This window comes from Octadecabacter dasysiphoniae (assembly GCF_021532615.1).
Classification (GTDB): Bacteria; Pseudomonadota; Alphaproteobacteria; order Rhodobacterales; family Rhodobacteraceae; genus Octadecabacter; species Octadecabacter dasysiphoniae.
This window is the reverse complement of sequence record NZ_JAKGAQ010000002.1, coordinates 188,662-214,584: the sequence shown is the minus strand read 5'-3', so window position 1 is coordinate 214,584 and position 25,923 is coordinate 188,662. Positions and strand designations below refer to the sequence as shown.

The 25,923-nt window shown below is 57.8% G+C and carries 23 protein-coding genes; 12 read left to right on the top strand and 11 right to left on the bottom strand.

Translation table 11 applies throughout. From position 1 onward, the window contains the following. Window positions 1-62: 62 nt before the first annotated feature. Entirely contained in the window at window positions 63-1,589 is a 1,527-nt protein-coding gene (locus L0664_RS07890; RefSeq protein WP_235225108.1) for a trimethylamine methyltransferase family protein, read from the bottom strand. Between the two features lie 79 nt (window positions 1,590-1,668). On the opposite strand from L0664_RS07890, the gene L0664_RS07885 reads away from it, so the two are divergent. The 3 genes from L0664_RS07885 (at window position 1,669) to kynU (ending at window position 6,366) form a co-directional block, all read left to right on the top strand. Further along, on the top strand, window positions 1,669-2,631 hold the full coding sequence (locus L0664_RS07885; RefSeq protein WP_235225107.1) for a LysR family transcriptional regulator: 963 nt from the start codon (window positions 1,669-1,671) through the stop codon (window positions 2,629-2,631). 90 nt (window positions 2,632-2,721) lie between these two features. After that, the gene (locus L0664_RS07880) at window positions 2,722-5,145 is read left to right on the top strand and encodes a GcvT family protein (protein ID WP_235225106.1); all 2,424 of its coding nucleotides are present in this window, start codon (window positions 2,722-2,724) and stop codon (window positions 5,143-5,145) included. A 33-nt stretch (window positions 5,146-5,178) separates the two neighbouring features. Continuing rightward, window positions 5,179-6,366 carry a kynureninase gene (gene kynU, locus L0664_RS07875; protein WP_336247102.1) on the top strand — a complete coding sequence of 396 codons (1,188 nt, stop codon included), beginning with the start codon at window positions 5,179-5,181 and terminating at the stop codon, window positions 6,364-6,366. Here the strand turns inward: kynU and iolG are convergent. The 6 genes from iolG to iolD all read right to left on the bottom strand — a co-directional run bounded on the left by iolG (window position 6,363) and on the right by iolD (window position 12,114). After that, window positions 6,363-7,349: an inositol 2-dehydrogenase gene (iolG, locus tag L0664_RS07870; RefSeq protein WP_235225105.1), complete on the bottom strand. Its 987-nt coding sequence runs from the start codon at window positions 7,347-7,349 to the stop codon at window positions 6,363-6,365. The two genes, kynU and iolG, sit on opposite strands and share 4 nt — an antisense overlap. Continuing rightward, complete coding sequence (locus L0664_RS07865; RefSeq protein ID WP_235225104.1) at window positions 7,346-8,182, bottom strand: class II fructose-bisphosphate aldolase; 837 nt, start codon at window positions 8,180-8,182, stop codon at window positions 7,346-7,348. The genes iolG and L0664_RS07865 overlap by 4 nt, the downstream gene beginning before the upstream one ends. Window positions 8,183-8,247: 65 nt before the next feature. Next, window positions 8,248-9,102 (bottom strand): 5-deoxy-glucuronate isomerase, encoded by an 855-nt coding sequence (locus L0664_RS07860; RefSeq protein WP_235225103.1) that lies wholly within the window; start codon window positions 9,100-9,102, stop codon window positions 8,248-8,250. Between the two features lie 11 nt (window positions 9,103-9,113). Continuing rightward, window positions 9,114-10,091: a 5-dehydro-2-deoxygluconokinase gene (gene iolC / locus L0664_RS07855; protein ID WP_235225102.1), complete on the bottom strand. Its 978-nt coding sequence runs from the start codon at window positions 10,089-10,091 to the stop codon at window positions 9,114-9,116. Beyond that, window positions 10,088-10,249, bottom strand: coding sequence for a hypothetical protein (locus tag L0664_RS07850; protein WP_235225101.1), 162 nt, complete (start codon window positions 10,247-10,249; stop codon window positions 10,088-10,090). The genes iolC and L0664_RS07850 overlap by 4 nt, the downstream gene beginning before the upstream one ends. Next, window positions 10,249-12,114 carry a 3D-(3,5/4)-trihydroxycyclohexane-1,2-dione acylhydrolase (decyclizing) gene (gene iolD, locus L0664_RS07845; RefSeq protein WP_235225100.1) on the bottom strand — a complete coding sequence of 622 codons (1,866 nt, stop codon included), beginning with the start codon at window positions 12,112-12,114 and terminating at the stop codon, window positions 10,249-10,251. Before iolD ends, L0664_RS07850 begins: the two co-directional genes overlap by 1 nt. 116 nt (window positions 12,115-12,230) lie before the next feature. Between iolD and L0664_RS07840 the strand changes: the two genes are divergently transcribed. The 3 genes from L0664_RS07840 to L0664_RS07830 all read left to right on the top strand — a co-directional run bounded on the left by L0664_RS07840 (window position 12,231) and on the right by L0664_RS07830 (window position 15,463). Then, entirely contained in the window at window positions 12,231-13,334 is a 1,104-nt protein-coding gene (locus tag L0664_RS07840) for a Gfo/Idh/MocA family protein (RefSeq protein ID WP_235225099.1), read from the top strand. A 4-nt stretch (window positions 13,335-13,338) separates the two neighbouring features. After that, window positions 13,339-14,229 (top strand): TIM barrel protein, encoded by an 891-nt coding sequence (locus tag L0664_RS07835; RefSeq protein ID WP_235225098.1) that lies wholly within the window; start codon window positions 13,339-13,341, stop codon window positions 14,227-14,229. A gap of 100 nt (window positions 14,230-14,329) precedes the next feature. Next, entirely contained in the window at window positions 14,330-15,463 is a 1,134-nt protein-coding gene (locus L0664_RS07830) for a Gfo/Idh/MocA family protein (RefSeq protein WP_235225097.1), read from the top strand. Here the strand turns inward: L0664_RS07830 and L0664_RS07825 are convergent. The 3 genes from L0664_RS07825 to L0664_RS07815 form a co-directional block, all read right to left on the bottom strand. Further along, on the bottom strand, window positions 15,460-15,864 hold the full coding sequence (locus tag L0664_RS07825; protein ID WP_235225096.1) for a rhodanese-like domain-containing protein: 405 nt from the start codon (window positions 15,862-15,864) through the stop codon (window positions 15,460-15,462). The genes L0664_RS07830 and L0664_RS07825 overlap by 4 nt on opposite strands. Before the next feature lie 70 nt (window positions 15,865-15,934). Next, entirely contained in the window at window positions 15,935-16,870 is a 936-nt protein-coding gene (locus L0664_RS07820; RefSeq protein WP_235225095.1) for a formylglycine-generating enzyme family protein, read from the bottom strand. A gap of 97 nt (window positions 16,871-16,967) precedes the next feature. Continuing rightward, window positions 16,968-18,125, bottom strand: a complete 1,158-nt coding sequence (locus L0664_RS07815) for an NAD-dependent epimerase/dehydratase family protein (RefSeq protein ID WP_235225094.1) — start codon at window positions 18,123-18,125, stop codon at window positions 16,968-16,970. A 233-nt stretch (window positions 18,126-18,358) separates the two neighbouring features. Between L0664_RS07815 and L0664_RS07810 the strand changes: the two genes are divergently transcribed. Further along, window positions 18,359-19,708, top strand: a complete 1,350-nt coding sequence (locus tag L0664_RS07810; RefSeq protein ID WP_235225093.1) for a hypothetical protein — start codon at window positions 18,359-18,361, stop codon at window positions 19,706-19,708. Further along, window positions 19,695-20,465 carry a glycosyltransferase gene (locus L0664_RS07805; RefSeq protein ID WP_235225092.1) on the top strand — a complete coding sequence of 257 codons (771 nt, stop codon included), beginning with the start codon at window positions 19,695-19,697 and terminating at the stop codon, window positions 20,463-20,465. Before L0664_RS07810 ends, L0664_RS07805 begins: the two co-directional genes overlap by 14 nt. On the opposite strand, the gene L0664_RS07800 is transcribed toward L0664_RS07805, so the two are convergent. Then, window positions 20,459-21,139 (bottom strand): sulfotransferase family protein, encoded by a 681-nt coding sequence (locus L0664_RS07800; RefSeq protein ID WP_235225091.1) that lies wholly within the window; start codon window positions 21,137-21,139, stop codon window positions 20,459-20,461. The two genes, L0664_RS07805 and L0664_RS07800, sit on opposite strands and share 7 nt — an antisense overlap. A 153-nt stretch (window positions 21,140-21,292) precedes the next feature. On the opposite strand from L0664_RS07800, the gene L0664_RS07795 reads away from it, so the two are divergent. The 4 genes from L0664_RS07795 to L0664_RS07780 are packed head-to-tail and all read left to right on the top strand — an operon-like array spanning window position 21,293 to window position 25,922. Beyond that, window positions 21,293-22,252, top strand: a complete 960-nt coding sequence (locus L0664_RS07795; RefSeq protein WP_235225090.1) for an NAD-dependent epimerase/dehydratase family protein — start codon at window positions 21,293-21,295, stop codon at window positions 22,250-22,252. Next, window positions 22,252-23,418: a UDP-galactopyranose mutase gene (gene glf, locus L0664_RS07790; protein ID WP_235225089.1), complete on the top strand. Its 1,167-nt coding sequence runs from the start codon at window positions 22,252-22,254 to the stop codon at window positions 23,416-23,418. The genes L0664_RS07795 and glf overlap by 1 nt, the downstream gene beginning before the upstream one ends. A gap of 57 nt (window positions 23,419-23,475) precedes the next feature. Next, window positions 23,476-25,296 (top strand): DUF4422 domain-containing protein, encoded by a 1,821-nt coding sequence (locus tag L0664_RS07785; RefSeq protein ID WP_235225088.1) that lies wholly within the window; start codon window positions 23,476-23,478, stop codon window positions 25,294-25,296. After that, window positions 25,293-25,922 (top strand): sulfotransferase, encoded by a 630-nt coding sequence (locus tag L0664_RS07780; RefSeq protein WP_235225087.1) that lies wholly within the window; start codon window positions 25,293-25,295, stop codon window positions 25,920-25,922. The genes L0664_RS07785 and L0664_RS07780 overlap by 4 nt, the downstream gene beginning before the upstream one ends. Window position 25,923: the final 1 nt, after the last annotated feature.

Genomic DNA, 25,923 nt, shown 5'->3' with positions numbered 1-25,923 from the left:
GTGCGACCCCTTTGTTATTTGCCGCCACGCTTCACGGTTCGCGGGCGCACGTCAAGGGTGACCTAACCGATGATGTTGAACGCCGCGCGGATTTCCGCGTCTTGTTTGGCGGACAGATGGGTGGGTTTATGGGTTGCTAGGATGTCGTCAACGCGCAGTTTGGCACGGTCCCATGCGGTTTGCGCACCTGCGTCGGCCCAGGTTTGCGGCTGTTCGCGATCTGCTAAGGACGGGTAGTGATAATCGCGCTCCATCGCTTGGTAGGTGTGATCCGACCCGAGGAAATGGCCGTCGCCAAGGATTGCGGCACAGATCGCATCATAGCCGAGGTTTTCATCGCTCACTTCAATGCCGCGCAGGGTGCGGTAGGTCATACTGTGCATTTCGTCGTCCAGCACGAAGGCTTCGAATGATGCGCCAAGCAGGGACGCGGTCATGCCGCTGGATTCATAGATGAGGTTGCCCCCCGCAAGGGCCGCGGCAAGCGATGTCATGCCTTTTTCGACACCGTATTGTGCGTCCAGTGCTTTGGCGTCGGTCATGGAGGCCGCGACGCCGCTGGGCAGGCCAAGCCAGTTGGACATTTGTGCAGATGCGGCGTTGAGAACGGTGGTTTCCCCACCGCCGCCCGCGAAGGCACCTGATCGCAGATCGATGACCAGCGGCCAGTTGGAAAAGATCATCGGAAAGCCGGGGGAAATGACGTTGACCATCACAAGGCTTGCGAGTGTTTCGGCCAGCGATTGCGCAAGGAACCCGGCAAGGGTGGCGGGCGCCGTTGCGCCTGCTTGTGCGGCAGTGATGCACGACATCGGGATATTGTGTTCGATGCATTTATAAACGACGTCCACCGCGTCTTCGCCAAAGCGCATGGGGCTGATGACGGGGCTGATGTGCGTTTTCAGGAACGGGCGGCGTGCGAACTGGCCTGTCCCGCCTGCTGCGATGTCCAACAGATGCACGATCGGGTCCACATGGTCCGCGATGGTAAATGCCGTGGCGACGGGTTTGGTGGTGCCGCGCATCAAGGCGTAGGCGGTGTTCACATCCAGATCGAACATGTCGGGCACGTCCGTGGCGATGCAGCAGCGGGTGAACCACGCGACGTTATCAAGCGCGTCTTGCAGGCGGGTGAAATCGTGTAGATCAGTCAGGGTCGAAGGGCGGTAGACGCCTGTGTCGCGGTCCAATGTCGTGACGGCCGCGCCGCCTGTGCCGAAAAAGACGTTGTCACCCCCGACTTCAATCGTGCGGTTGGGATCGCGGCCATGCAGGGGGAATGTTTTGGCGGCCTTGTCGATGATATTTTCGATCAATGTGCGCGGCATGCCGATGCGGCTATTGCAAAGATCGGTGCAGCCTGCGGCGATCAGATCATCCCAAAGACGCGCTGGGACTTCGCCCATACCAAGGTCGGAAAGTAACCGTAACGCTGTGTCATAAATCTTGTGACAATCGGCTGGCGAAAGCGGTTGGTATTGACCGCCGCGCTGGCCCGGTGCGGCGGGGTTTACGGCCACGGGCACCGCGCGTTTTGCGACGCGGGCCGCCCTGCCACCTGTGCGACGTGAAGATTTCGGATCTGTCATTGGATCAGCGTCTGCCGACGCGGCCAATCGTGCAAGCATCGTGGACAAGATGCGTAAATTCAGAAACGTTGATTCAGATATGGAGAATCAACCGCCCCCCTTTACCTTCCGCGCCGCGCAGACGTTTGTTGCGGTGGTCGAAGCGCAGTCCGTCACAAAGGCCGCGCATCGTCTTGGGGTTAGTCCATCATCCGTGTCCCAACAATTGAGCGGCCTAGAGGCGGCGCTGGGCGCCAAGTTGATCGAACGCACCGCACGTCAGTTTCGCCTGACGACGGCAGGGGTGTTGTTTCTTGAACCCGCCAAGCAGCTTTTGGATGATGTGAGCGCGGCCAAAGCGCGGCTGGTAACGGCGGATCAGACGCCGCCGATGTCCGTGCGGATTGCATCGATCGAAGAATTGGACGCGACGGTGATTGCGCCTTGGTTGCTTAAGCTGACGGGCACCTATCCGAACATTGCCTTCGCGCTGAGCAGTGGGGCGAGCCACGAAAACCACGAAGCGCTAAGCACCCGTGCCGTGGATTTGATGCTGGCTGTGGATACCGTGGGGCAGGCCGATTGGGTTGAACTGCACCCCGTGCTGCGCGATCCGTTTATCTTGGTAAGCGCGCCGCGGATGGGGGATGCGCCCGATATGGCGACGCTGCGCGGTGCGCCGTTTGTGCGCTATGCGTCCGACCTTCAGATCGGGCGGCAGATTGAAGCGCAGTTGCGCAGGTCCGGTTTGCAGCCTGCGCGGGGGTTTGAATTTTCGACCAATCAGGCGCTGTTTGCGATGACGGCCGAACTGGGCGGATGGGCGATCACCACAGCGCTTGCGTTCTTCGGCACGCCGCTGGCGGGGGATTTGGTGCGGGCGCATCCGCTGCCTGTTGCTGCGTTTTCGCGTCGTTTGGCATTGCATTCAAGGGCGGGTGCGCTGGGGGATTTGCCGCGTCAGATGGCGCACGACATTCGCACCTGTCTGGAAGACCGTATTCTGAAAACGAGCGCGGATCGTTTGCCATTCCTTGGCGATGGTTTTCAGATACTTCACTAAATCGAAATCATAGATTCTTCGCACCGCCCCCCGATTGCGCGAACGGTCCCTATCTGGTCAGATTTACACGCAATCACCAGAGGACTCGCCATGAAAACCCAAACCAGAGCCGTCGTCATCGGGGGCGGCATTGCCGGCTGTTCAACGTTGTACCATCTGACCCAAGAGGGCTGGACGGACGTCGTTTTGGTGGAACGTGATGAGCTGACGAGCGGGACCACATGGCATTCCGCCGCGCAGGTGACAAATTTCGGGATGAACCAGACGATGGTGGGCCTGAAAACCCATTCCATCAATCTTTACAAAGAATTGCGCGATGATGCCGATTACCCTGTCGGGTATAATCACGGTGATGGCGGCATCCGTTTGGCCAATACCGAGGCGCAGATGGAGGGGTATCGCCATTTCGCGTCGATGGCGCGGGGTATGGGCGTTGAATACGAGGTTCTGGACGCCCAAGAATGCGCGCGCAGGCATCCGCTGATTTCAACCGACAACCTGCTTGGTGGTCTTTGGGATGGCAACGACGGCGACATCGATCCCGCATCCTTGTGCCAGGCTTTGGCGCGCCGTGCCCGTAAGGCGGGGGCTGAGGTATACCGCAATACGCCTGTCACGGGGCTGACGCAGCTTAAGGATGACAGCTGGATCGTGCACACAGACAAGGGCGATATTGCCTGCGAGGTCGTGATCAATGCCTGCGGGTATCGCGTGAACGAGGTCGGGTCGATGATGGGCGTGCATCACCCCGTCACGTCCATGGAACACCAGTACATGGTGACCGAGGACATCCCGGCAATCGTTGAGGCGGGGCATCGCATGCCGCTGCTGCGTTGCCCGATTTCGGATTATTATTCGCGACAGGAAAAGAACGGTCTGCTTGTCGGGTTTTACGAACAGGACTGTAAGACATGGGGCATGGACGGGATCGACCCGCACTTTGTGAATGCCCTGTGCCCCGATGATCTGGACCGTGTGATGGACGTCTTGGAAGGCGCGTTTGAGCGGATGCCTGCGTTGATGGATGTTGGTATCAAATCCATCGTCAACGGCCCGATCACCTACACAATTGACGGCGCGCCATTGGTTGGGCCGATCCCCGGGAAACGCAATGCGTTCTGCATCATCGGTCTACGTGCAGGCCTTGGTGAGGGGGGTGGCCATGGCTGGCTGTTGGCGCAACAGATCGTCCACGGTGAAGCCTGTTATGACACGTGGTGCATCGATCCGCGCCGCTTTACCGGGCACACAAATGTTGAACTGAACGCGCTGAAGGCGATTGAGGATTATCAGAACGAATTCCGGTTCCATTTCCCGAACGAGCACCGCCCCGCGGGCCGCAACGCAAAGACCACGCCTTTGACGCCTGTACTGGCGGCGGAAGGTGCTGAATTTACGGTTGTGAATGGCTGGGAACGTGTCGAGTTTATGAAGCCGACGCCAGATTTCCACGTCACCCACGGTTTCAAATTTGATGAGAGTTTTGATGTTGTCGCAGGCGAAGTGGATGCCGTGCAAAACGCCGTTGGCATTTGTGAGGTCAACGGGTTCAACCGCTTTGAAATCACGGGCGAAGATCGCCACAGCTTCCTTGATCATATGATTTGCGGACGTGTGACCAAAAAAGACGGGCGCGTCGGGCTTGGCTATTTGCTGAACCACCACGGGATGGTGAAGGCCGAGGCCACGGTTGCCAATATCCCCGCGTCGGATCGCGGCCCTGCGCGGGTCTGGTACGGGTCTGCGGCAGCGGCTGAATTCCACGATATGGATTGGTTGCAGGCGCATATTGGCGATGCCGATGTGCAGATCCGTAGCCTGACCAACGATCAGACAATCCTTGTTATTGCGGGGCCAAAGGCGCGCGATGTCATGCAAGCGGTCAGCCGCGAAGATTGGTCGCGCGAAGCGTTTCCATGGTTGTCCGTGCGCGAATGTTTTATCGGGTTTTCCCCCGCGACCGTTCTGGGCGTCAGTTTTTCGGGCGAATTGGCGTATGAAATCCACATCCCGAATGCGTCCCTGTTCGCGGCCTATACCGCGTTGCGCAAAGCGGGTGAGGCGCACGGCATGAAGATGTTTGGTGCCTTGGCCGTGGATTCCATGCGGATGGAAAAAGGGTTCTTGCATTGGAAGGCAGATTTGCTGACCGAGTTTGACCCCTTCGAAACGGGGCTGGATCGGTTCATCAAAATGGACAAACCGGATTTTATCGGGCGCGATGCGTTGGTGAAACGACAGGCTGATGGGCCGACGAAGAAGTTTGTGACGCTTGAGGTCAACAACACCTATGCCCGCGCTTATGGCGGGGCCTCGGTGATGGTGGACGGCAAAGTTGTTGGCACGATTTCGTCGGGGGATTGGGGCCACCGCACTGGGCTGAACCTTGCCTATGCGTTCGTGGACACTGACATGCCGGACACGGTCGAGATTGATATGCTCGGTGAGATGGTGGCCGCTACGGTCATTCCGGCGGGGCCGTACGATCCCGACTATGCGCTGATGCGTGGCTAGGGTAGTTAGGGTGAAACCATTGGAGTTTCGCCCGTGACATTGCCCCGCAAAGACCTGTTTCATCTGCCCGAGGGGATGATTTATCTTGATGGTAACTCATTGGGGCCATTGCCGAAATCGGTGGATTCTGCGTTGTCGAGCATGGTCACGGACCAGTGGGGCGCGCATCTGATCAAGGGCTGGAATGTCGATGATTGGATGGGCCAACCTATGCGGGTTGGTAACATGATTGGCAAACTGGTGGGCGCACCCGAGGGGTCGATCACTATGGGCGATACACTGTCCGTGAAGGTTTATCAGGCGCTGTCGGCTGGCGTTCAAATGCGCCCTGATCGCAAAGTAATCCTGTCTGACAGCGGCAATTTTCCGTCTGATCTGTATATGGCGCAGGGGCTGATCGCGCAGCTGGATCAGGGCCACGAATTGCGCGTTGTTGAACCTGATGATGTCATGGATGCGATCACGGACGAGGTTGCGGTGGTGATGATCACGCAGGTCGATTACCGCAGCGGTGCCGTGCATGACATGGCGGCGATGACCGCTAAGGCGCAGGCAGCGGGTGCTGTCATGATCTGGGATCTGGCCCATTCGGCGGGGGCCGTTCCGGTTGATCTGGCCGGATGTGGTTGTGAATTTGCGGTTGGCTGTACCTATAAATACCTCAACGGTGGGCCGGGTGCGCCTGCGTTCATCTATGTGCGCCCTTACGTGATCGAAGACATCAAACCTGCGCTGTCTGGCTGGCTTGGCCATGATGCGCCCTTTGCGTTTGACCTTGATTATCGCCCGGCGATGGGGATTGAACGGATGCGGGTCGGCACGCCGCCCGTGTTGCAACTGACCGCGCTGGAATCCGCGCTGGCGGTCTGGGACGGGGTTGAGATGGCCGATGTGCGCGCAGCATCGGTTCGCCTGACAGAATTGTTCATTAGTGAGGTTGAGGCTCGATGCCCTGAACTGACGCTATTTTCACCGCGCGATCCCGCACATCGTGGCAGTCAGGTTTCGTTTGCTCACGCCGAAGGTTATGCTGTCATGCAGGCGTTGATTGCACGTGATGTGATCGGTGATTTCCGTGCGCCCAACCTGATCCGGTTCGGATTTACGCCGCTTTATATTGACGACGCCGATGTGACGGGCGCCGTCGATGTTCTGGCCGATATTCTGGACAATCGCGTCTGGGATGATCCCAAATACATGGCGAAAAGCCGCGTCACCTAAAGGGTGACGGGCTGTCCGGTTTCCAGCGACTTTGCGGCGGCGTCCGCCATAACCTGTGCGCGCAATCCGTCCTCAATGGTCGGGATGGCGACGGTTTTGTCGTGCAAATGCGCGACGAAGGTTTGCATTTCGATGGCGTAGGCGGCCTCGTATCGTTCAAGAAAAAAGTTGAGCGTCGGCGCGGCCTGAAAGCCATTGGCGTTTGCAATGTCGACGGTGTTTTCCAGCACGTTGGCCGCGCGTAGCATGCCGCCTGACCCATGGACTTCGATGCGTTGATCATAGCCGTACGTCGCACGGCGCGAATTGCTGATGGTGCAGATTTTGCCCGATGCCGTGGTGAGGGTCACGGCGGCGGTATCGACATCGCCCGCTTCGCCGATTGCGGGATCCACGAGGGCCGAGCCGACAGCAAAGAGGCTGATCGGATCTTCGCCCAGCAAAAAGCGCGCCATGTCAAAATCGTGGATCATCATGTCGCGGAAAATCCCGCCGGAGGATTTGATGTAGCTGATCGGGGGCGGGGAGGGGTCACGCGACAGAATGGTGACGATTTCAACGCTGCCGATTTCGCCTGCGACGATACGCTTTTGCACGTTGGCAAAGTTGGGATCAAAGCGGCGGTTGAAGGCGGTGAAGAACGCCACGTTTGCGCCGTTCACAATATCGATCAAGGTGCGGATGTTGTCGGCGGACATATCCACCGGCTTTTCGCAAAAGATCGCTTTGCCAGATTGCGCGGCGGCTTTGATGATGTCGAAATGGGTGTCCGTCGGGGTGCCGACGATCACCGCGTCGATGTCATCGCTGGCGATAATGTCATCCGTCGTACGCACGTCAGCGCCGCAGGTTTTGGCCAATGCGGCGGCTGCGTCGGGAAAGAAATCCGACACGGCCACGATGCGCGCCGTGTCCATCCCGCGCAGGGTTTTTGCATGGACCTGACCGATGCGGCCACAGCCCAATAATCCAATTCGTATCATGATGTCCCTTTCATGAATGCGCGCAGAACACCGCGCGTTGCGGTGACCAGCGGGTCGTGTGTGTCTTTGAGGATCGTGTTGCGATCAAAGCGGGTCGTGTCGCTGTTGACGGCGGTGCGCAACGCCGCGCCGAAGGCCATGCGCAGTTCTGTTCCGATGTTGAATTTGCAAATTTGTGACGTGCGGGCCAGTGATGTGCGTTGGGCCATTGGTACGCCTGATCCGCCGTGGATGACCAAAGGTACATCTGTCACGGCTTCGATTGCGCGAATGCGGGGTTCGTCGAGCCCGCCGTCTTTGTCGGTTTGCAAATGCACGTTGCCGACTGAAATCGCCATGGCATCGACGCCTGTTTCGCGCGCGAATTTTGCGGCTTCTGCCGGGTCTGTTCCGGCGGATGCTTCGCCGCCATTATAGCCGACAAATCCGATTTCACCTTCGCACGAAATACCCGCCGCGTGGGCCATTTCTGCGATCTGTGCGGTTTCGTCGATGTTCTGGTTTAGCGGTTTGCGTGACCCGTCAAACATCAGGGAGGTGAAGCCGGAGTCGAGCGCTTCTTTGCAGTCCTCAAACGTGTAACCGTGATCAAGATGGGCGACGACAGGTACAGACGCGCCTTCGGCCAAATGGCGGAACATTTTGCCAAGGACCGGAAGCGGCGTGTGTTCACGACAACCGGGGCCAGCTTGTAGGATGATGGGGCAGTTTTCGGCCTCGGCGGCGGCGACATAGGCGCGCATGTCTTCCCAGCCGAGCGTGACCAATCCGGCCACTGCGTAGCCTTGTGTGAGTGCAGGATGAAGAACGTCTTTGAGTGTGACCAGTGGCATGGGTTCGTCCTTAGAAGCCCCCGGCCCTCCGGGGGGAGTTTATTGGCCTAGATGAAGGCGCGGCGCTATTTGAACTTGGCGATCATGTCTTTGATGCCGGGAATAGTTTCGATCTGGTTGGCAAATGTGGGCTGAAAAAACTGCACGAGGGACCGCTGGGACAGGCCACCGAGGATGGTGAAATAATACATCTCGTAGCCCGGCATCACGACGCATGGATGATAGCCAGAGCCAAGCAAAATGGTGGAGCGGTCCATCAGGTGATGCGCATCGCCGGGCTGGCCGTCTTCGTGTTGGATGATCTGGACGCCAGCCCCGTGGTTGGGGCGGAAGCGGAAATTATATGTCTCGTCGTGGCGGGTTTCGATGATGTTGCCATCGGCATCCTTGCGGTCGGTGTCATGTTTGTGCGCGGGAAAACCGGACCAGCCGCCTTGGCCGACTGTGAACAGTTCGGATACCAGCAAACGCCCGACCTTGTCGTGGTATTTCGTGCCCAGGATATGTTTGATTTTGCGGTGGGTTTTGGTGTCGTCGGACCCGTATTGCACCGTGTCGAGTTCGGCCACGCGCACATCAAACGGGTCGAGGACTTTGTCGTAACGCGCACCTGCGATGAAGACTTCGGTGTCGTTGACGGCAACCATTGTCGCCTTTGCGCCGACGGGGACGTAAACGCCTTCTGGTTCGCCGTCCCAGACGTCTGTGCCGCGATTGCCGAGGGCGGCAAATTTCACGCCTTCGATTTCAACGTCTACGGTGCCTGTGGCCGGCGCGATGCATGTTTCGTAGCCCGGCACCTGATATTCAAATGCATCGCCCGCTTTCAATTTGACGATGTTGAAATAGTTCAGCGGGACCGTTGGGTCGTCCGCATCCACGATCGGTTTGTTTTGGTTGTCATGGGGGGCGATGTGCATGGGGTCGGTCCTTAACTTTGGGTTGGGCCAGAATGGTCAAGCAGAAAACTGTCGAGTTGATCGGTGTCAGGCATGGCCGGTGCGCAGCCTTCTTGCGCGACAACGATGGACGCACAAGCAGACCCGCGCAAGATTGCATCTTTCATCGGGCGGCCCTGCGACAGCGATGCCATGAAACCGGCCATGAAACTGTCGCCCGCGCCGGTGGGTTTGACGGCTTCAACGGGGTAAATCCCTGTGGTGATTTCCTGCCCTTCGGCAAATGTCACAGCGCCTTTGTGGCCCATTTTATAGACCACGATTTCAGCGGTTGTTGCGGCGAGGTCACGGGCTTTTTGCAGACCCTGTTCAATGCCGCCCGCCATAAAGCCGAATTCTTCGTCGTTGCCGACGATCACGTCGGATAAGGCGCCCGCGCGCGACAACACATCGGCGGCCACGGCGGGGGAGGGCCATGAATAGGGGCGATAATCGACGTCAAAGATGATCGGGATGCCCGCGTCTTTGGCGAGTTCGAACGCGCGAAACGCCGCTGTGCGGGATGGTTCGGCGGCAAAGACGGTTCCCGCCGTTATGAGGGCCGAGAACTGGGAATAATCAACCGCTTCGACATCCGCGACGTTCATTTGAAAATCAGCGGCGTTGTTGCGATAGATCACTGATTGATGATCATCGACGCGGGTTTCATAGACCGCAAGGGATGTGCGTTCTTCGCCTTGAATGGTGCGCACATGGGCGTGGCCAACACCGTAATTGTCCAACTGGTTAAGGCAATACCGTCCGACGGCATCGTCTGACACACAAGTCACCAGATCGGCGGACAGGCCAAGTTTGACCAACCCCGCAGCGATATTGGCGGACGACCCACCCATGGCCACGAACATTTCGGATGCGTGTTCTGTTTGGGTGCGGCCGACTGGGGACAGATCCATCCCGACGCGGCCTACGACGATGAAACGCCCTTTTTTGATACCGTTTACTGCGTTCATGTTCTGCCTTCGGCGTTTATTGCGTCTGCGGTGTCGCGGACGTCTGGGGCGGGGTGCCAAGCAGCGCCAGACAAGATTACCATATCACCCGACACAGGTTCGGCATGGTCATGGATGACCCCGGCGGAATCGAAATCTTTGGCGGTGTAGGTGTTCATCACAGACCTTTGCGCTGTTTGGGGCGGCTGGATTCCCAATCTGTGTGGGCGTCGCGGACCTTGGCGCTGTCTGACACTTCGGGTGTGCCGACTTCCCACCATGTGTGGCCTTCGGTGGTCCAGCCTTCGTAGGCGTCCACCTTCATCACGATCACGCTGGTTTTGTCGGCGGCTTTTGCGCGCTTGAACGCCTCGCCCAATTCAGCGGGATTGGCGACAGTTTCGGCGTTCGCACCCATGGATGCGGCGTGGGCTTCGAAATCAACTGTGAAGGGTGTGGGCACTGTGGGTGTGTCCGCGATCAGGTTGTTGAAGCTTTCGTTACCGGTGTTGTTTTGCAACTTGTTGATGACCGCAAAACCGCCGTTGTCGAGAACCAGAAGGATCATCTTTTTCTGTGTCAGGACCGATGAGTAAATATCGCTGTTCATCAGCAGATACGATCCGTCACCGCAAAACACGATGGTGTCTTTGTCCGGTTCGCGTTGGGCCTGTGCGATGCGCGCGCCCCAACCGCCGGCAATTTCATAACCCATGCACGAAAAGCCGAATTCGACATCTACGGTGCCAAGGCCTTTGGTGCGCCAGTTGGCCGTTACCTCGGCGGGCAAACCGCCAGCGGCGGCAACAACACGGTCGCGCGGATCACACAGATCGTTCACCACCCCGATGGCTTGGGCGTAGGAATTGGCGCGATTACCAGCGGCGACGTTTTCGGCCACGTAGGCATCCCACTTGGTGCGTTCGGCCTTGGCGAAATCTGTCCAGCTGGCGTCGTATGTTACACCGTTCAGGGCCTGATGCAGGTCGGTCAGTGCGGCCTTTGCATCGCCCACAATCGGGGTTGATTGATGTTTCATCGCATCATGGCGACCCACGTTCACGGTGACGATTTTGGCGTCTTTGGCAAAGGCCGTCCATGATCCTGTGGTGAAATCCTGAAGCCGGGTGCCGACGGCGATGATAACATCTGCGCGTTCTGCCACAGCGTTCGCGCTATCTGATCCCGTCACGCCCAAAGGCCCGATGTTGAGAGGATGATCAGACAACATGTTGGCACGTCCCGCGATGGTTTCGACCACGGGGATGTCACACGATTCCGCCAGCGCGGTGAGCTCTTTAACCGCACGGGAATATTGCACGCCGCCGCCCGCGATGATCACGGGGCGTTTGGCGTCCGCGATGATCGTGCGCGCCGCTGCGATTTCATCGGTGCACGGCCGTTGGCGGCGGATTCTGTGTACCTTCTTGGCGAAGAATTCTTCGGGGTAATCATAGGCCCAGCCCTGCACGTCTTGGGGCAGGCCGATGAAGGCGGGGCCGCAATCAGCGGGGTCCAGCATGGTGGCCAAAGCGTTGGGCAGCGATTGGATAATCTGTGCGGGATGCGTGATGCGGTCCCAGTAGCGGCTGACGGCCTTGAAGGCATCGTTCACGCCGAACGTCGGATCGCCAAAGTGTTCGAGTTGTTGCAAAACCGGATCGGGCAGGCGCGTCTGGAAGGTGTCGCCGCACAGCATCAACATCGGCAAACGGTTCGCGTGGGCCAAGGCCGCTGACGTCAAAAGATTCGCCGTTCCGGGGCCAGCGGACGCGGTGCACAGCATGAACCGCTGGCGCAGCCATTGCTTGGCGTAGGCCGCCGCAGCGAACCCCATGCTTTGTTCGTTTTGCCCACGATACAGCGGCAGCGTGTCTTGCACGTTATACAAGGCTTCACCAAGGCAGGTGACGTTGCCGTGGCCGAAGATTCCGAAGCCACCACCGCAAACGCGCAGCTCCTCGCCGTCGATTTCGATGAACTGATTGTTCAAATAACGAATGATCGCCTGAGCCGTCGTCAGGCGGAGTGTCTTGTCGGTCATGCTGGCGTATTCCCCAGAATTTGTCGGTGGCAAAAGATTGCCGCTTGCACGTTTCAGACTCAGACGATAACCATTTTGCAACCGGTTGCAAACTGGTTTTCGAAAAAGGGTACAGAATGACAGAGATCGGTATCGGAATCCTGGGCGGCGGCTATATGGGTAAGGCCCATTCGGTCGCGATGGCCTCTGTTGGGGCGGTGTTTAACACGGCCCTGCGCCCCCGATTGGAGATGATTTGCGCGTCTTCACAGGAATCGGCTGAACGGTATCGTGCGGCCTATGGATTTGCCCGGGCGACGGATGATTGGCGTGTTTTGGTGGCAGACCCAAAGGTGCAGGCGATCGTGATAGCGACGCCGCAATCGACACACCGTGAAATCGTAGAAGCTGCGTTTGCCGCCGGAAAACCGGTGCTGTGTGAAAAGCCGATGGGCGCTGATCTGGCCGACGCCGAGGCGATGGTGGCCGCAGCGGAAACCACGGGCACGGCCAATATGGTTGCCTATAATTACATCCGCACGCCCGCGTCCCAATACGCACGAAGGTTAATTTCAGACGGGATTATCGGCGATGTGACCGCGTTTCGCGGGGAGCACACCGAAGATTTCATGGCCGATCCAAAGGCGCCCGCCACGTGGCGCACAACTGGAATGGCGAACGGCACAATGGGTGATCTTGCGCCGCATATGATCAATGCGGCCTTGGCATTGGTCGGGCCAATCGAAAGCCTGATCGCCGAGGTCGAGACGGTTCATAAAGACCGCCCGGGCGGCATCGTCACCAATGATGATCACGCCCAGATCATGTGCCGTTTTGCCAATGGTGTGATGGGGCAGATGTTTTTCAGCCGTATCGCGACGGGTCGCAAGATGGGCTATGCCTATGAAATCACTGGCACAAAAGGTGCGATCAAGTTTGATCAGGAAGATCAGAACGCGATCTGGCTTTATAAAATGTCAGACGCGGAGGCCGAGCGCGGGTTTCGCAAAATCCTGACGGGCCCTGCGCACCCTGACTACGAACCGTTCTGCCAAGGCCCTGGTCACGGCACCGGATATCAGGACCAGATTATCATTGAAGCGCGCGATTTCCTGCACGCGATCCATTCGGGCGACCCTGTGTGGCCCACGTTCCGCGACGGGCTTGAAGTGGCCCGTATCGTTCATACTGCCTTGGCTTCCGCTGAAACGCGCAGCTGGCACTCCCTTTCGAAAGGCTAAGACCATGACCATCCGTATCGGCAATGCGCCCTGTTCCTGGGGTATCGAATTTGCGTCCGACCCGAGTTACCCCGCGTGGCGCGAGGTTTTGCGCCAGAACGCCGAAGCCGGATATAAGGGCATCGAACTTGGCCCTGTCGGCTACATGCCCGAAGACCCGAGCGAGCTGGGTGAGGCGTTGTCCGAGCACGATCTGGAGCTGATCGGTGGCGTGGTTTTCCGCCCCTATCACGATGTTGCGGCGTGGGAGGATGTGCTGGACGGCACGCTGCGCACCTGCAAAGCGCTGGCCGCACATGGGGCTAAGCATTTGGTTTTAATCGATAGTATCTCACCGCGTCGCGCGCCGACTGCTGGCCGCGCAGCCGAAGCCGAGCAGATGGACAAGGCGGAATGGACCGCCTACCGCGACCGCATCGCAGAGACTGCCAAGATCGGCGTTGACCATGGCCTGACTGTCGGCATTCACGCCCACGCGGGCGGGTTCATGGATTTCGAACCCGAGCTTGAACGCCTGTTGTCCGAAGTTGACGAATCCATTCTGAAGATCTGTTTTGACACGGGCCACCATTCTTATGCGGGCTTTGATCCGGTGGCGTTCATGAAGCGCAATATCGGGCGGATTTCGTACATGCATTTCAAGGATATTGATCCGGCCGTGAAGGCCGATGTTGTCGCCAAACGCACGGATTTTTACACCGCCTGTGGGCAGGCGATTTTCTGTAATCTTGGCCAAGGCGATGTGGATTTTCCCGCCGTCCGTCAGGTGCTGATCGATGCCGGTTTCGAGGGCTGGTGCACGGTCGAACAGGATTGTGACCCGTCGATGCCCGGCACACCAATGGAAGATGCACGCGCAAACCGTGAGTACCTTGAATCCATCGGATTCGTCTAAAACCGCGATATGGGTTTGGTATGGGTCCGGTATGGTTCTGGTATGGGTGAAAAATGGGCAAATCGGGCGAATGGCCTTAAGCCTTTGAAAAGGATATGAAATGACACGATTGAATTGGGGCATGATCGGAGGCGGCGAAGGCAGCCAGATTGGGCCGGCACACCGTTTGGGTGCGCAGGCTGACGGCAACTTTGTTTTGGCCGCCGGCGCGTTGGATCATGATGCAGACAAGGGGCGCGATTATGCGCAGCGTTTGGGCGTCGCGGCGGACCGTGCCTACGGCGATTGGCGCGAAATGCTGGCGGGCGAACGCGCGCGCGAGGATCGAGTTGATCTGGTCACCGTTGCCACGCCGAATTCCACCCACTTTGAAATCACCAAAGCGTTCCTTGAGGGCGGGTTCAACGTGCTGTGCGAAAAGCCGATGACGATGTCCGTGGAAGAGGGCGAGGAGATCGTTAAGATCGCCGCCAAATCGGGCAAAATCTGTGCGGTGAATTACTGCTATTCCGCCTATCCGATGGTGCGTGAAATGCGCGAGATGGTGCGCACGGGGCAGGTTGGTAAAATCCGCCTTGTCGTCAGCAATTTCAGCCATGGCCACCACGGCGATGCGACGGATGCGGACAATCCGCGGGTGCGCTGGCGCTATGATCCGGCAATGGCGGGCGTGTCCGGGCAGTTTGCCGATTGTGGAATTCACGCGCTGCATATGGCGAGCTTTATTGCGGGCGATCAGGTGCGCAGCCTGTCGGCTGATTTCGCATCCACGATCCCCAGCCGTGAGCTTGAGGATGATGCGATGGTGAATTTCCGTCTTGAGGGCGGGACTGTCGGGCGGCTTTGGACCAGTTCGGTTGCGATTGGCCGCCAGCACGGGTTTGAAATTCAGGTGTTTGGGGAAACCGGCGGGATGCGCTGGGCGTCAGAGCAACCCAATCAGGTCTATTACACCCCCGTCGGTGGGCGCACGCAGATCATGGAAAAAGGCGAAAACGGGTTGAGCAGCGAGGCCGAGCGGATGACGCGGGTTGGTATCGCCCACCCCGAGGGTTTCCCGCTGGCTGTGGCCAATATTTACGTCGATCTTGCGGCCGGTATTCGCGGTGATGTGCGCGATGGGTTGCCAACGGCCGAAGATGGTGTGCGGTCCATGGCCGCGGTGCATCAGGCCGTGGCATCGGCCAAGGCAAACGGCGAATGGGTGGACGCGCGTCCGCCGATGTACCGCTAGGATTTCTGTTCGACGGGCTGAACCGGCCCGTCGTTTTCCACCCAGGATGTGAACCCGTCCTTTAGGTGGGCCGCGTCAAATCCCATGTCTTGCAGCGTCGCAACCGTTAACGCAGAGCGCCAGCCGGACGCGCAGTGAAACACATATGTTTTGTCGTCTTGGGCGAAAACGTCTTTGTGATAGGGGCTGTCGGGGTCGACCCAGAATTCGATCATGCCGCGCGGGGCGTGAATGGAACCCGGGATCGCGCCGCTGCGCTGGCGTTCGCGAATATCGCGAATATCCACAATCACGACGGCGGGGTCTTGGGCCATTTTGATCAGGTCGCGGGTTTCTATTTCTTTTATCCGCGCGCGGGCGGCGGCGACCATTTGTGCGGCTGATTGTTTGAGTTTGGTCATCTGGGCCCGCCTATCGGTTGGTTGTTTCTGCGCCAAGGTAGCCAAGGTGTGGGGCGTGGTGCAACCGCCGTCAGGCGGGCCAGACGACGCGAAATCCGTGGTGGGTTGTGGCGCTGTCGGGGGATGAACCGGAACGCGCCGCGATGCGGTAGCGTTCGCAGTAGGATCGATGGCACAGGAATGACCCGCCCTTTGACAGTTTGTAGCCTTTCATTTGGGCCAAACGTGCGCGCACGTCTTTCTTGAGGGATTTGATCGTGTAGGCGTCCGATGTCCATTCCCAGACGTTTCCGACCAGATTATAAAGGCCAAAGGCATTTGGTGCGAAGCCTTGGGCGGGGGCGGTGGTGACATAACCGTCGCGGGCTGTGTTCGTTTCGGGGAAATGGCCCTGCCAGATATTGCAGGGCGTTTGATCCGTGTCGTTGGGTTCGGCGTTGCCCCATGGGAAAGGCACATCGCCTTGACCGCCGCGCGCCGCGTGTTCCCATTCTGCTTCTGAGGGCAGGCGGCCCCCGACCCAATCACAGTATGCTTTGGCGTCGTTCCATGACACTTGCACGACCGGATGATCGGGGTGCCATGCCTGCGCCATGGTGTCTGGCCCGTTGATATCGCGCCAGTTTGCGCCATCCATATGGCGCCACCAATCTGCATCAAGAACAGCGTGCGTTGGTCCGGTCTGGTTGGGCACCTGCGCCCAGAACACAAAGGACCAGCCGAATTTTTCGGCCTCGGTCACGAAACCCGTTGCGTCAACGAAGGCCTTGAACTGCGCGTTTGTTACGGTGGTCGTGCCGATCCTGAACGCCGCGATTTTGGTTGGGCGCAGGGGGGATTCGCCGTCATTTGGAATACGCGGGCTGTTGGTGCCGACCAGACCTTTGCCCGCCGCGATGGTGATTGCGTCAACGTGAAGGTCAGTACGTACCGCAGGTTTGATGGAGTCTGAAATGACGTTGGGTGGCCCATCGCGGGTCGGTGTGCAGCAGGGTTTTTGCGCCATCTGGAAATTGTCCGCGTTGTTGGTGTGCCAACGCGGACAGTATCGAAACGTGCTGGCGCGTCCAGATCATCGCGCCGCTTGCATCATATCCCGTGCGTCAGTTCCATTTTGACGCGCAGGGGATTTTCGTGGTGTCGCAGCGGCCCGCATATTTCTGGGCGATGGCGGTCACTTCTTCGATCAGGCCGTTTTCCAGTTTTTTCGGTTTCAACCCGAACCCGATAAAGCGGTCATTGGCGACGTTCAGTTCGTTTTCGGCAGATTCGTTGCGCGGGTTTTCGAGGTAGGCGATTTTCGCGCCTGTCGCGTCTTGGATCATCTGCGCCAGATCGCGCACCCGGTGCGTTTCAGTCATCTGGTTGAGGATATTCACACGTTCGCCGGTTTGCGGTGGGTTGTTCAGCGCGATTTCAATGCATTTGCAGGTGTCCTGAACGTGGATGAAGGCGCGGGTTTGCCCGCCCGTGCCGTGAACTGTCATCGGATAATCGACCGCGGCCTGCATGATAAACCGGTTCAGAACAGTGCCGAAATCGCCATCATAATCGAACCGGTTGATCAGCCGTTCATCCATCGCGGTTTCATCAGTTTGCGTGCCCCAAACGATGCCTTGGTGTAGGTCGGTCACTTTCACTTTGTCGTTCTTGTTGTAGAACGCAAACAACAGCTGATCTTGCGATTTGGTCAAATGATAGATCGAACCGGGGTTGGTCGGATACAGTATTTCCTGCTCGGTTTCGCCATCGGACGTGTCGATTTTAACCTTAAGATAGCCTTCGGGAATTTGCATGCCCGAGGTTCCGTAACCATAGACGCCCATCGTGCCAAGATGGATCACATGGACATCGACGCCGGATTCAACGACGGCCGCCAGCACATCATTTGTGGCGTTCAAATTGTTGTTCACGGTGTAGCGTTTGTGGCCTGCGGATTTCATCGAATAGGGCGCGGCGCGCTGTTCAGCAAAATGCACAATCGCGTCGGGCTGTTCGTCCTTAATCAGGGACACGAGGCGATGGTAATCTTTGCCGACGGTGAAATTTTCGAATTTGATGTCTTTGCCGGACAGTTCTTTCCAGACGCGAATCCGTTCCCCGATGGGGCGAATCGGGGTCAGACTGTCGACCTCCAGCTCCACATCGATTTCGCGGCGCGACAGGTTATCGACAATCGTGACGTCATGGCCTTGTTTCGACAAATAAAGGGCGTTGGGCCAGCCGCAAAAACCGTCGCCGCCAAGGATGATTACTTTCATTGAAGCAGTCCTTTCTAAGACCTGATGTGTGCGCACACAGTTGCGCGATAAACTGTTCGTCTTGGTGAGGGATAGATCGCTCGAATTTCTTTTTGGTTAATTTCGACGAACTGGTTTTGGGGCGTCGAAAGCCTTGTGGGTTAACCAATTTGAAGGGTCTGATCCGCTAAAGGGGATGTGTCACGGCGCGCTGTCGTGGCCTGGTATTCATGTCACCTTGCGAAAGAAATTCCATGGTTGGTTCTCGGGTTTTTGGTGTTTTTAGGGGGCGGTTTCGCGCTGTCATGACAGCCGTGGTGCGGCGTGTTTTACGGCGGAACGTTGATCCAAATGGGCGCGGCGCCGGGGCACGTTTTCCACCCGTCGAGGCGATGCAGGTCACAGACGTGGCGTTTGATGCGGGGCATGTTTTTGATGAGGAATTACTGGCGCTTGAGGCGGCGTCCGACACCCATCGGCCACATGCAGAATGGGGCCCTGAGTATGAGGTTGTGAAAGCAGCCTTTGACCCGCTGTTTTATCTGTCGCGCAACCCCGATATTGCACGGCAAGCGCTTGATCCTGTTGGGCATTATTTGCGGGCTGGTGCGCGTGAAAATCGTGATCCTGCCCCTTGGTTTTCGACTGCTGAATATCGGCGCGCCTATCTGAAGGGGTCGGCCGGGCAGCAGCCCAATAAGGTAAATCCCTTCTATCATTTTTTGACTGAGGGGCGCGCGGCGGGATATGCGCCGCGTGCACCTGCCAACTACGATGCCTTTTGCCGAAGTATCGGGAGCGATGCACACGAAACCAGTGAACGGGTGCGCGCGCGCATGGAAGATGTGCGCGATCGATTGCGTCGTGGTGAGTTGGGCGAAATGGTGATGAAAGCAACGGCGCTGGACCCGCTGATCGGGCGATCCTGGCGTGCCGGATTGCGGGTGCGCGTGCCACCCGCGAGCAATGCGATTGGTGTGCGACGCATCGGGCATCTGATCGACCTTCAACATCAAGCTGGCGGGCGGCGAGCCAAGGCCGTGATCGTTGTTGATGGTCGCAAGCTGGGCGTGGGTGCGCCCGAGATTGAGGCCATTATTGAGCGCACGATTGCGAATGTGACTGCGGATGAAACTGTCGTTGTTGTACTGGATGGGTTGGGGTCAGTTGCGCATCTAAATCCGATGGTGCGTGTTGTTCATTTTGGTTTGGCGATGCCACGGGCCAAGGATTACAAACCGGGCCGAACGCTGGTTGAATTTATCCGGTCTTTGAGGCCGGAAATCGTGGTTAATCTGAATGCGGTCCTGATGAACAAGGCGATGCGCCGTCAGGGGCGCGCGGTGGCGGCGTCTAGTGTTGTTTACCAATATCTTCCGTTTGATGTGACCCGCGACGCTGCGCAATTGGGCAGCCGATATTACCGCGCCATTGATGTGCACCACCGCGTGATCGTGCCGACCCAGGCAGAGCGTGACCACCTTACGCATGCGTTCACCTTGCCGGAGGCGCAATCTGAGTCAATCTGGATTGCATGCGATGAGCACGCGCCGCCACCCTTTATTGGCCTCCGAACTGAGCAGGTGAACAATGCCCCAAACTGATCTTTCGATTGTTGTGACGGTACATAACGAAAGCGTCGTGTCCGGCCCGACGATGCGGTCTGCGGATCTTGCGATTGCGCGGGCACGGGCTGCGGGTTTCATCGTTCAACCTGTTATCGCGCTCGACAAAGCGACGCCCGATTGCCGCGCATATTTCCATCAACCCGCGTTTGACCATTGGGCGCGGTGGGAGGTTGAGCAGGGCGATTTGGGCCGTGCGCGCAATGAGGTGATCGCGAAATGCGACGGTGAAAATATTGCCTTTCTCGATGCTGACGATCTGTTCAGTGAAAACTGGTTGGAAAGAGGGTTAGAGCTGATCCAAGCCGGGGCGCAGGTCGGGGAGGAACGTATCGCCCATCCCGAATTGAACTGGCTGTTTGATGGGGAAGCGTCGGTTTATGTGAAGATTGATCAGGATGATCCTCTTTTTTCGCCGCATCATTTCGCGTTCACCAATTACTATGATTCATTGTGCATGTCGCCGCGCGATGCGCATCTGGCCTGCCCTTACGTGCATCGCGATATTCCCAACGGTCTGTCGTTTCAGGATTGGCAATACAGTGTGGAAACGATGGCTGCGGGGTATGTGCATCGCTCTGCGCGGGACACGATTATCTTCAAGCGCCGCCGTGATTTTTCATTGGTGATAGAAAGCCGCAACCGAGAAGCGACCGTGCGCGCGATTGAACCTTTGGCCATTGATCGCATCGCGATGTTGGGTCGCAAGGGTGGGGCGGCTTTGGGGATTCAGTAGCCAAATGCCTCAAAGTCGGTTTGGTAGATGTTGTATATCCGCGTCTTTTGGGCCGGTGTTGGCACCAAATCATCGCTTTTCTTGATGCGGTTTTGATGTGGCATCGACAGGCGGGGCAAATCTGTTGCTTCGCACAGATAATCCATATCTGCCTTAAGGTTTTCGAGCCGGCAGAGGTGATCATATTCCAGCGCATCCAGCATCAACAAATCTGTTTGCGGGCGCCAATGGGGGTTCATTTGGCGCGAGGTTTGGCGTTCAAGTGCCGCGAGGAATTTGCCAAAACCCACCTTTTGATCAAGGTCTTCGCGCCCGAGGGCCGCGTTGATCTGGCGGCGAAAATGTGGGTCGCGCATTTTGTCCGTATAGGCGGAAACCACGCGGCGCATGGGGTCGCGCACAATCGAGAACCCGAAAAACGGCTGTTCATCCTCAAGCGTGCGGATGTCCTTTACCGTGAGGTCGCTTAACGTGGGGACGGTCGTGTCGCGGTGGATTTTTGGCATGTCGAGGGTCGGATTTTCTTGGTGAACTTTCTCAAAATACAGCTTCATCGATGAACAGGCCGCTTTCGGGATCGCGACATAGGCAAGCCTGATGGAATGGAGCAGCAGGATGTGTTTGATCCGCTGGGGCCCATAAAAATCGAGGATCTGACCGAGGCGTAATTGCACGTCTTGTGTTTCCTATCCGGGGCCGCTGACACGGCGATTAATCACGATGCACAAGGTTTTATGCGGCTTATGCCCTGTGGTTAGGACGCCAGTAACCATTGTTGTGCGACGTAGGTTCAACGGTTCCAGCTAGTGAACAAAAAGGGTTAACATATGAAAAATCCACGCGACGTTGTTCTGGTTGGCGGCTTTGGTTTTGTGGGCCGCAATATTCTGGATGTGATGCTGACGGACGATCAGTTTGACGGGCTGAACCCGATCGTCATTGATGATCTGTCCAACGCGGCCCCCGGGCATGAAACCATCGATATCGACGCGTATCATGGCGGGTATCAGGACGCGGGTGCGCTTGAATTTCTGGACGGGCGCGGGGCAAAACAAGGGCGGATATTTGTGTTTCTGGCGGGCGAAACCCGTGTGGCAGAAAGCAAGGATCGCCCGCTTGATTTTATCAAAGCCAACATCGAAGACCCGTCCGCGTTTGTGATGCGTGCGGTGCGGCCGGGGGATCATTTTATATTGATTTCAACGGCTGGCGCATTGTTTGACGGCACATTCGAAGTGCGCACGACGTCGCCTTTCTGCCCGAAGAATTTTTACGGCGCGACCAAGGCTGCCGAAGAAATGGTGCTGCAAAAACTGGTGGAGCTGCGCGGTGGTCTGTTCAGCGTCGTGCGTATGACGAATGTTTACGGCGCGTTTTCGGATCGCAAACACAGCGCTATTCATGCGTTTACACGCGCGGCACTTGAAGGATCGCAGATTGTGATCAACGGCGACGGGCAGCAGTCTCGTGATTTTATTTATGCGGGCGATGTGGGGCGCGCGATCGCGACGCAAGCGCTGCGCGTTGCGCACGGGCAGGCGGTGGATGCGATCAACATGATTGGAGCGGGCCATTCTTCTACGTTGATGGATGTTGTTGATGTGATTGCGAAAACGTCGGGGGCGGCATTGAATTGCGTGAAAACCCCAGCGGTGGATTTGATTGCGACGGAACCACGCGATGTGGTGGCCAACGGTCAAGATGTGCAGGTGCTTTTGGGGGATGCGATCACGCCTTTGGCGGACGGAATTGCGCAGACTTTTGCCTATTACGAAGGGCGCGTGTGATGCGCGGGCCTGTGACCATCGCGGGGGCGGGTTTGTCGGGCGCTGTCCTTGCGCGTGAACTGGCGGATGCGGGATACGACGTGACGGTTTATGAGGCGCGCGATCACGTTGCGGGCAATTGTTACACAGAACGGCACGCGGAAACCGGGGTGTTGGTGCACCGGTATGGGCCGCATATTTTTCACACCGACGATGCCGAGGTTTGGGACTATGTGAACAGATTTGGCGCGTTTCGCCCCTATGCCCACCGTGTCTGGAGCAAGGCGGGCGGAACGGTGTTTCCGATGCCCATTTCACTGGCCACGATTAACCAGTTTTTCGGTTCTGACATGGGGCCGGATGCCGCCCGCGATTTTATCGATGAAACGTCCGAAGACATCGCCGCGCCGCACAATTTCGAAGAACAGGCGCTGTCGATGGTCGGGCGCGCCTTATACGAGGCGTTTTTTGAAGGGTATACGCGCAAGCAATGGGGCTGTGCGCCCCGTGATTTGCCCGCCGCAATCCTAAAGCGGCTGCCGCTGCGGTTTTCCTATGACGACGGGTATTTCGCGCATCGTTTTCAAGGAATGCCCGAGGAGGGTTACACACCTGTGATTGAAGCGATGTTGAACCATCCCCGCATTGCGGTGCGCCTGTCTACGCCGTTGAATCCGGGCCATGACGTTGACGGGCATGTGTTCTGGTCTGGTGCGATTGATGCGTATTTTTACCATAGCGAGGGGCGTTTGGGATACCGGACGCTGGATTTCGAAAACGAGGTGCGCGCGGGCGATTATCAGGGATGCGCGGTGATGAATTATGCGGATGGCGCGGTGCCCTACACGCGCATCACCGAACACAAACATTTCGCACCGTGGGAGGCCCATGAGCAAACTGTCATCACCCGAGAGATGGCCCGTGCCTGCGGGCCGGATGATGTGCCTTATTATCCAATCCGATTGGCCACTGAAAAGGCGATGTTGCACCGCTACATTGCGGCCGCGAAGGCCACCCGCAATGTTACGTTTGTCGGCCGGCTGGGCACGTATCGGTATCTGGATATGGATGTCTGCGTGCGCGAAGCCATTGACGTTGCTGAAAAATTTATCAATGCGGATTTAGCCGATCAGCGTCTGGGTGCGTTCATTCATGCCCCGATTGATCCGTTAACATTACCTGCATAACGCGCCGCTAAGACGGGGGTGCGGTGCGGTAATGGCGCCCTTTTGCGGAAGGTTCTGATGAGCACGAAAATCTACGTCGCATATCATACGTGGGCCCCGCGAATTGTGGGTGGGCCTTTCACGCCGATCCATGTGGGCCGCGGCCGTGCAGATGTGGCGTTGCGCGGGATGATGGGCGACGACACCGGCGATCATATATCTGGCGGCAACGATGCGTGGTGTGAACTGACGGCGCTGTATTGGGCCTGGAAAAACGACAGCGACAGCCAGCGGATCGGGCTGATGCATTACCGCCGGGTTCTTGATCTAATGGAAGAGGGGACCGCAGGGCAGGTCGAAACGCAGGTTGCGGATTTTGATGTGCAGGACTGGACCGAACGGGCCGATCACTGGCTGGCGCGCGCGGATTTTGACGTTGTTGTACCGCGCTTGCACACGATGGGGCGCTGCGTTGAAGAGAATTACAAACATACGCACGCCCCGCAGGATTGGGACGTGGCGCGCGATGTGATTGCGGCACACTTTCCCGAATATCTGCAGGCATTCGCGGGCGTGGCCGCGGGGCGTGCGATCCGGCTGGGCAATCTTGCGATCATGACGCGCGCGGTGCTTGATCGGTATTGCGCGTTTGTGTTTGGCGTACTGCACCAGGTCGAACGCGCTGACGTGGATCGCAGTTATTACAGCACCTACCAGAGCCGTTATTTAGGGTTTCTAGCGGAACGTCTTTTGACGGTTTTCATTGAACACGAACGCCAGACCAACCCGACCTTGAAGATCAAAGAGGTCGGGATTTTGAAGTTGGATCATGCGATGATCACGCCGTATCTGGGCCACGAGGACGCGCCCGAAAAAGGCGCCGTTAACGTCGCCGTGTCTGCGGACCGCGCGTATTTACCCCACGCGGCGGCGATGGTGCGATCGCTGTTGGATCACGCAAATTCGGCGCGCCCGATCAATCTGTTTTTCCTGCATTCGGGCCTCGATCCGGGGGACGTGGCGTGTTTGCGGGACATGGTGATGCGGGCGCGTCGCGATGTTTCATTTCATCCGATCAACACCGGCACACCCTTTGACAAAAGTTATCGATCCAGCAGCCGTGGCCCGTCAAACACCACGTATAATCGGTTTTTGGTGTTTTCTCTTTTGCCCGGGCTGGATCGATTGCTGTATCTGGACGCCGACATGATCATCACCCGCGATATTTGTGAGTTGTATGATACCGAAATGGGCGACGCGCAGATCGGGGCCGTCACCGATTGGATCATGACGCGGACGCTGGCGGGGCCGACGCGAACGGCTGATCCCGAGGTGCCTGATCTGAGGGCCTATCATCGCGAGACGCTGGGCCTGACTGACGCAGAAATCGCCCGGTATTTTAATGCGGGCGTTTTGTTGATCAATTTTGTCGCGATGAAGGATCCGGTGAAGATCGGGCAGAGGTTGATGAAGGCGGCGCGGGACGGGCGATACATGTTTCGCGATCAGGACATTTTGAATAAAATGTTCAAGGGATCGTTGCACCAGTTGGATGCCCGTTGGAACGTGTTTAACAGCAGGGATCATGCGTACGCACAGGTGCCGCGCGCATTGTGGCAGCGTGCACGGGTTGCGCGGGCTGATCCGTGGATCGTGCATTTCGCTGATCGTGGATCTAAGCCGTGGAACGCCGGGCCAGTGCCTATGGCGGATCTGTATTGGCAGGCGTTGATCCGGACCCCGTTTTATCGTGATGTTGTCGGTGCACCGATGCCGCGTTCGCGTGCCCGGGCGAGCGGGCGGTTGGTTGCCTGGGGGCGGGCGGTCGCGCGGCGTGTGCCGTTTCTGCGCACGCCTTTGTTGCGGGCCTATCATGTGTTGGGATGGGCGGATCGATGACGAAGCCGACCTATATTGTCGCATCGCCTTTCAAGACGGGAACCAGTTCGATTGCGAAAGCTTTGGTGCTGCTTGGTGCTGGGTGCGCGCCGATGCCGTATCGGGGTGATGTGTTGGCCGACATTGGCCCTAGCGTGCAGCAGGCGCATTGGCTGGTGCGCCCGAATATGTCTTTCGATGCTTTTCGGGCCCGCCACGGCGATGAGATTCGCGCGGCGTTTACGGGCCTTTTGGCGGTGTGTGATGGTTTTGATATCTTTCATGACGCGCCGATCGGGCATTCGCATCTTCATCCGTTCATTCTGAAAACGCTGATGCCGCGTGCGCGCCTGATTTGGGTCAAACGGCCCAAGGCAGGGTGGTTGGAAAGTGTGCGAAAATGGGAGGTCGCGCACCCTGACGTCTATCCGCACCATGCGAAATGGCACACGGATAAGGATGATATGGTTGCGCAAAAAATCCGCCGCCGCATGGTCGCGCGCCGTGGTTTTGCGGCGTTCCGGCGTGCCTGCCCTGATGATGCGGTTGTGCTGGATTGGGCCGATCTTGGTCACTTCGACAGGTTGGCAAATTTTTGCGGGCGAAAGGCCCCTGACGAACCGTTCCCCCATTGCAACCGATCCTGAG

What these genes read in the sequence shown, in the direction of transcription:
- L0664_RS07885 (WP_235225107.1), top strand. Translation starts at nt 1,669, where the DNA reads ATGGAGAATCAACCGCCCCCCTTTACCTTCCGCGCCGCGCAGACGTTT.
- L0664_RS07835 (WP_235225098.1), top strand. Translation starts at nt 13,339, where the DNA reads ATGACCATCCGTATCGGCAATGCGCCCTGTTCCTGGGGTATCGAATTT.
- L0664_RS07890 (WP_235225108.1), bottom strand. Translation starts at nt 1,589, where the DNA reads ATGACAGATCCGAAATCTTCACGTCGCACAGGTGGCAGGGCGGCCCGC.
- L0664_RS07860 (WP_235225103.1), bottom strand. Translation starts at nt 9,102, where the DNA reads ATGCACATCGCCCCCCATGACAACCAAAACAAACCGATCGTGGATGCG.
- L0664_RS07825 (WP_235225096.1), bottom strand. Translation starts at nt 15,864, where the DNA reads ATGACCAAACTCAAACAATCAGCCGCACAAATGGTCGCCGCCGCCCGC.
- L0664_RS07880 (WP_235225106.1), top strand. Translation starts at nt 2,722, where the DNA reads ATGAAAACCCAAACCAGAGCCGTCGTCATCGGGGGCGGCATTGCCGGC.
- L0664_RS07785 (WP_235225088.1), top strand. Translation starts at nt 23,476, where the DNA reads ATGAGCACGAAAATCTACGTCGCATATCATACGTGGGCCCCGCGAATT.
- L0664_RS07850 (WP_235225101.1), bottom strand. Translation starts at nt 10,249, where the DNA reads ATGAACACCTACACCGCCAAAGATTTCGATTCCGCCGGGGTCATCCAT.
- iolG (WP_235225105.1), bottom strand. Translation starts at nt 7,349, where the DNA reads ATGATACGAATTGGATTATTGGGCTGTGGCCGCATCGGTCAGGTCCAT.
- L0664_RS07820 (WP_235225095.1), bottom strand. Translation starts at nt 16,870, where the DNA reads ATGGCGCAAAAACCCTGCTGCACACCGACCCGCGATGGGCCACCCAAC.
- L0664_RS07840 (WP_235225099.1), top strand. Translation starts at nt 12,231, where the DNA reads ATGACAGAGATCGGTATCGGAATCCTGGGCGGCGGCTATATGGGTAAG.
- L0664_RS07780 (WP_235225087.1), top strand. Translation starts at nt 25,293, where the DNA reads ATGACGAAGCCGACCTATATTGTCGCATCGCCTTTCAAGACGGGAACC.
- L0664_RS07815 (WP_235225094.1), bottom strand. Translation starts at nt 18,125, where the DNA reads ATGAAAGTAATCATCCTTGGCGGCGACGGTTTTTGCGGCTGGCCCAAC.
- iolC (WP_235225102.1), bottom strand. Translation starts at nt 10,091, where the DNA reads ATGAACGCAGTAAACGGTATCAAAAAAGGGCGTTTCATCGTCGTAGGC.
- L0664_RS07805 (WP_235225092.1), top strand. Translation starts at nt 19,695, where the DNA reads ATGCCCCAAACTGATCTTTCGATTGTTGTGACGGTACATAACGAAAGC.
- iolD (WP_235225100.1), bottom strand. Translation starts at nt 12,114, where the DNA reads ATGACCGACAAGACACTCCGCCTGACGACGGCTCAGGCGATCATTCGT.
- glf (WP_235225089.1), top strand. Translation starts at nt 22,252, where the DNA reads ATGCGCGGGCCTGTGACCATCGCGGGGGCGGGTTTGTCGGGCGCTGTC.
- L0664_RS07810 (WP_235225093.1), top strand. Translation starts at nt 18,359, where the DNA reads ATGGTTGGTTCTCGGGTTTTTGGTGTTTTTAGGGGGCGGTTTCGCGCT.
- L0664_RS07865 (WP_235225104.1), bottom strand. Translation starts at nt 8,182, where the DNA reads ATGCCACTGGTCACACTCAAAGACGTTCTTCATCCTGCACTCACACAA.
- L0664_RS07830 (WP_235225097.1), top strand. Translation starts at nt 14,330, where the DNA reads ATGACACGATTGAATTGGGGCATGATCGGAGGCGGCGAAGGCAGCCAG.
- L0664_RS07795 (WP_235225090.1), top strand. Translation starts at nt 21,293, where the DNA reads ATGAAAAATCCACGCGACGTTGTTCTGGTTGGCGGCTTTGGTTTTGTG.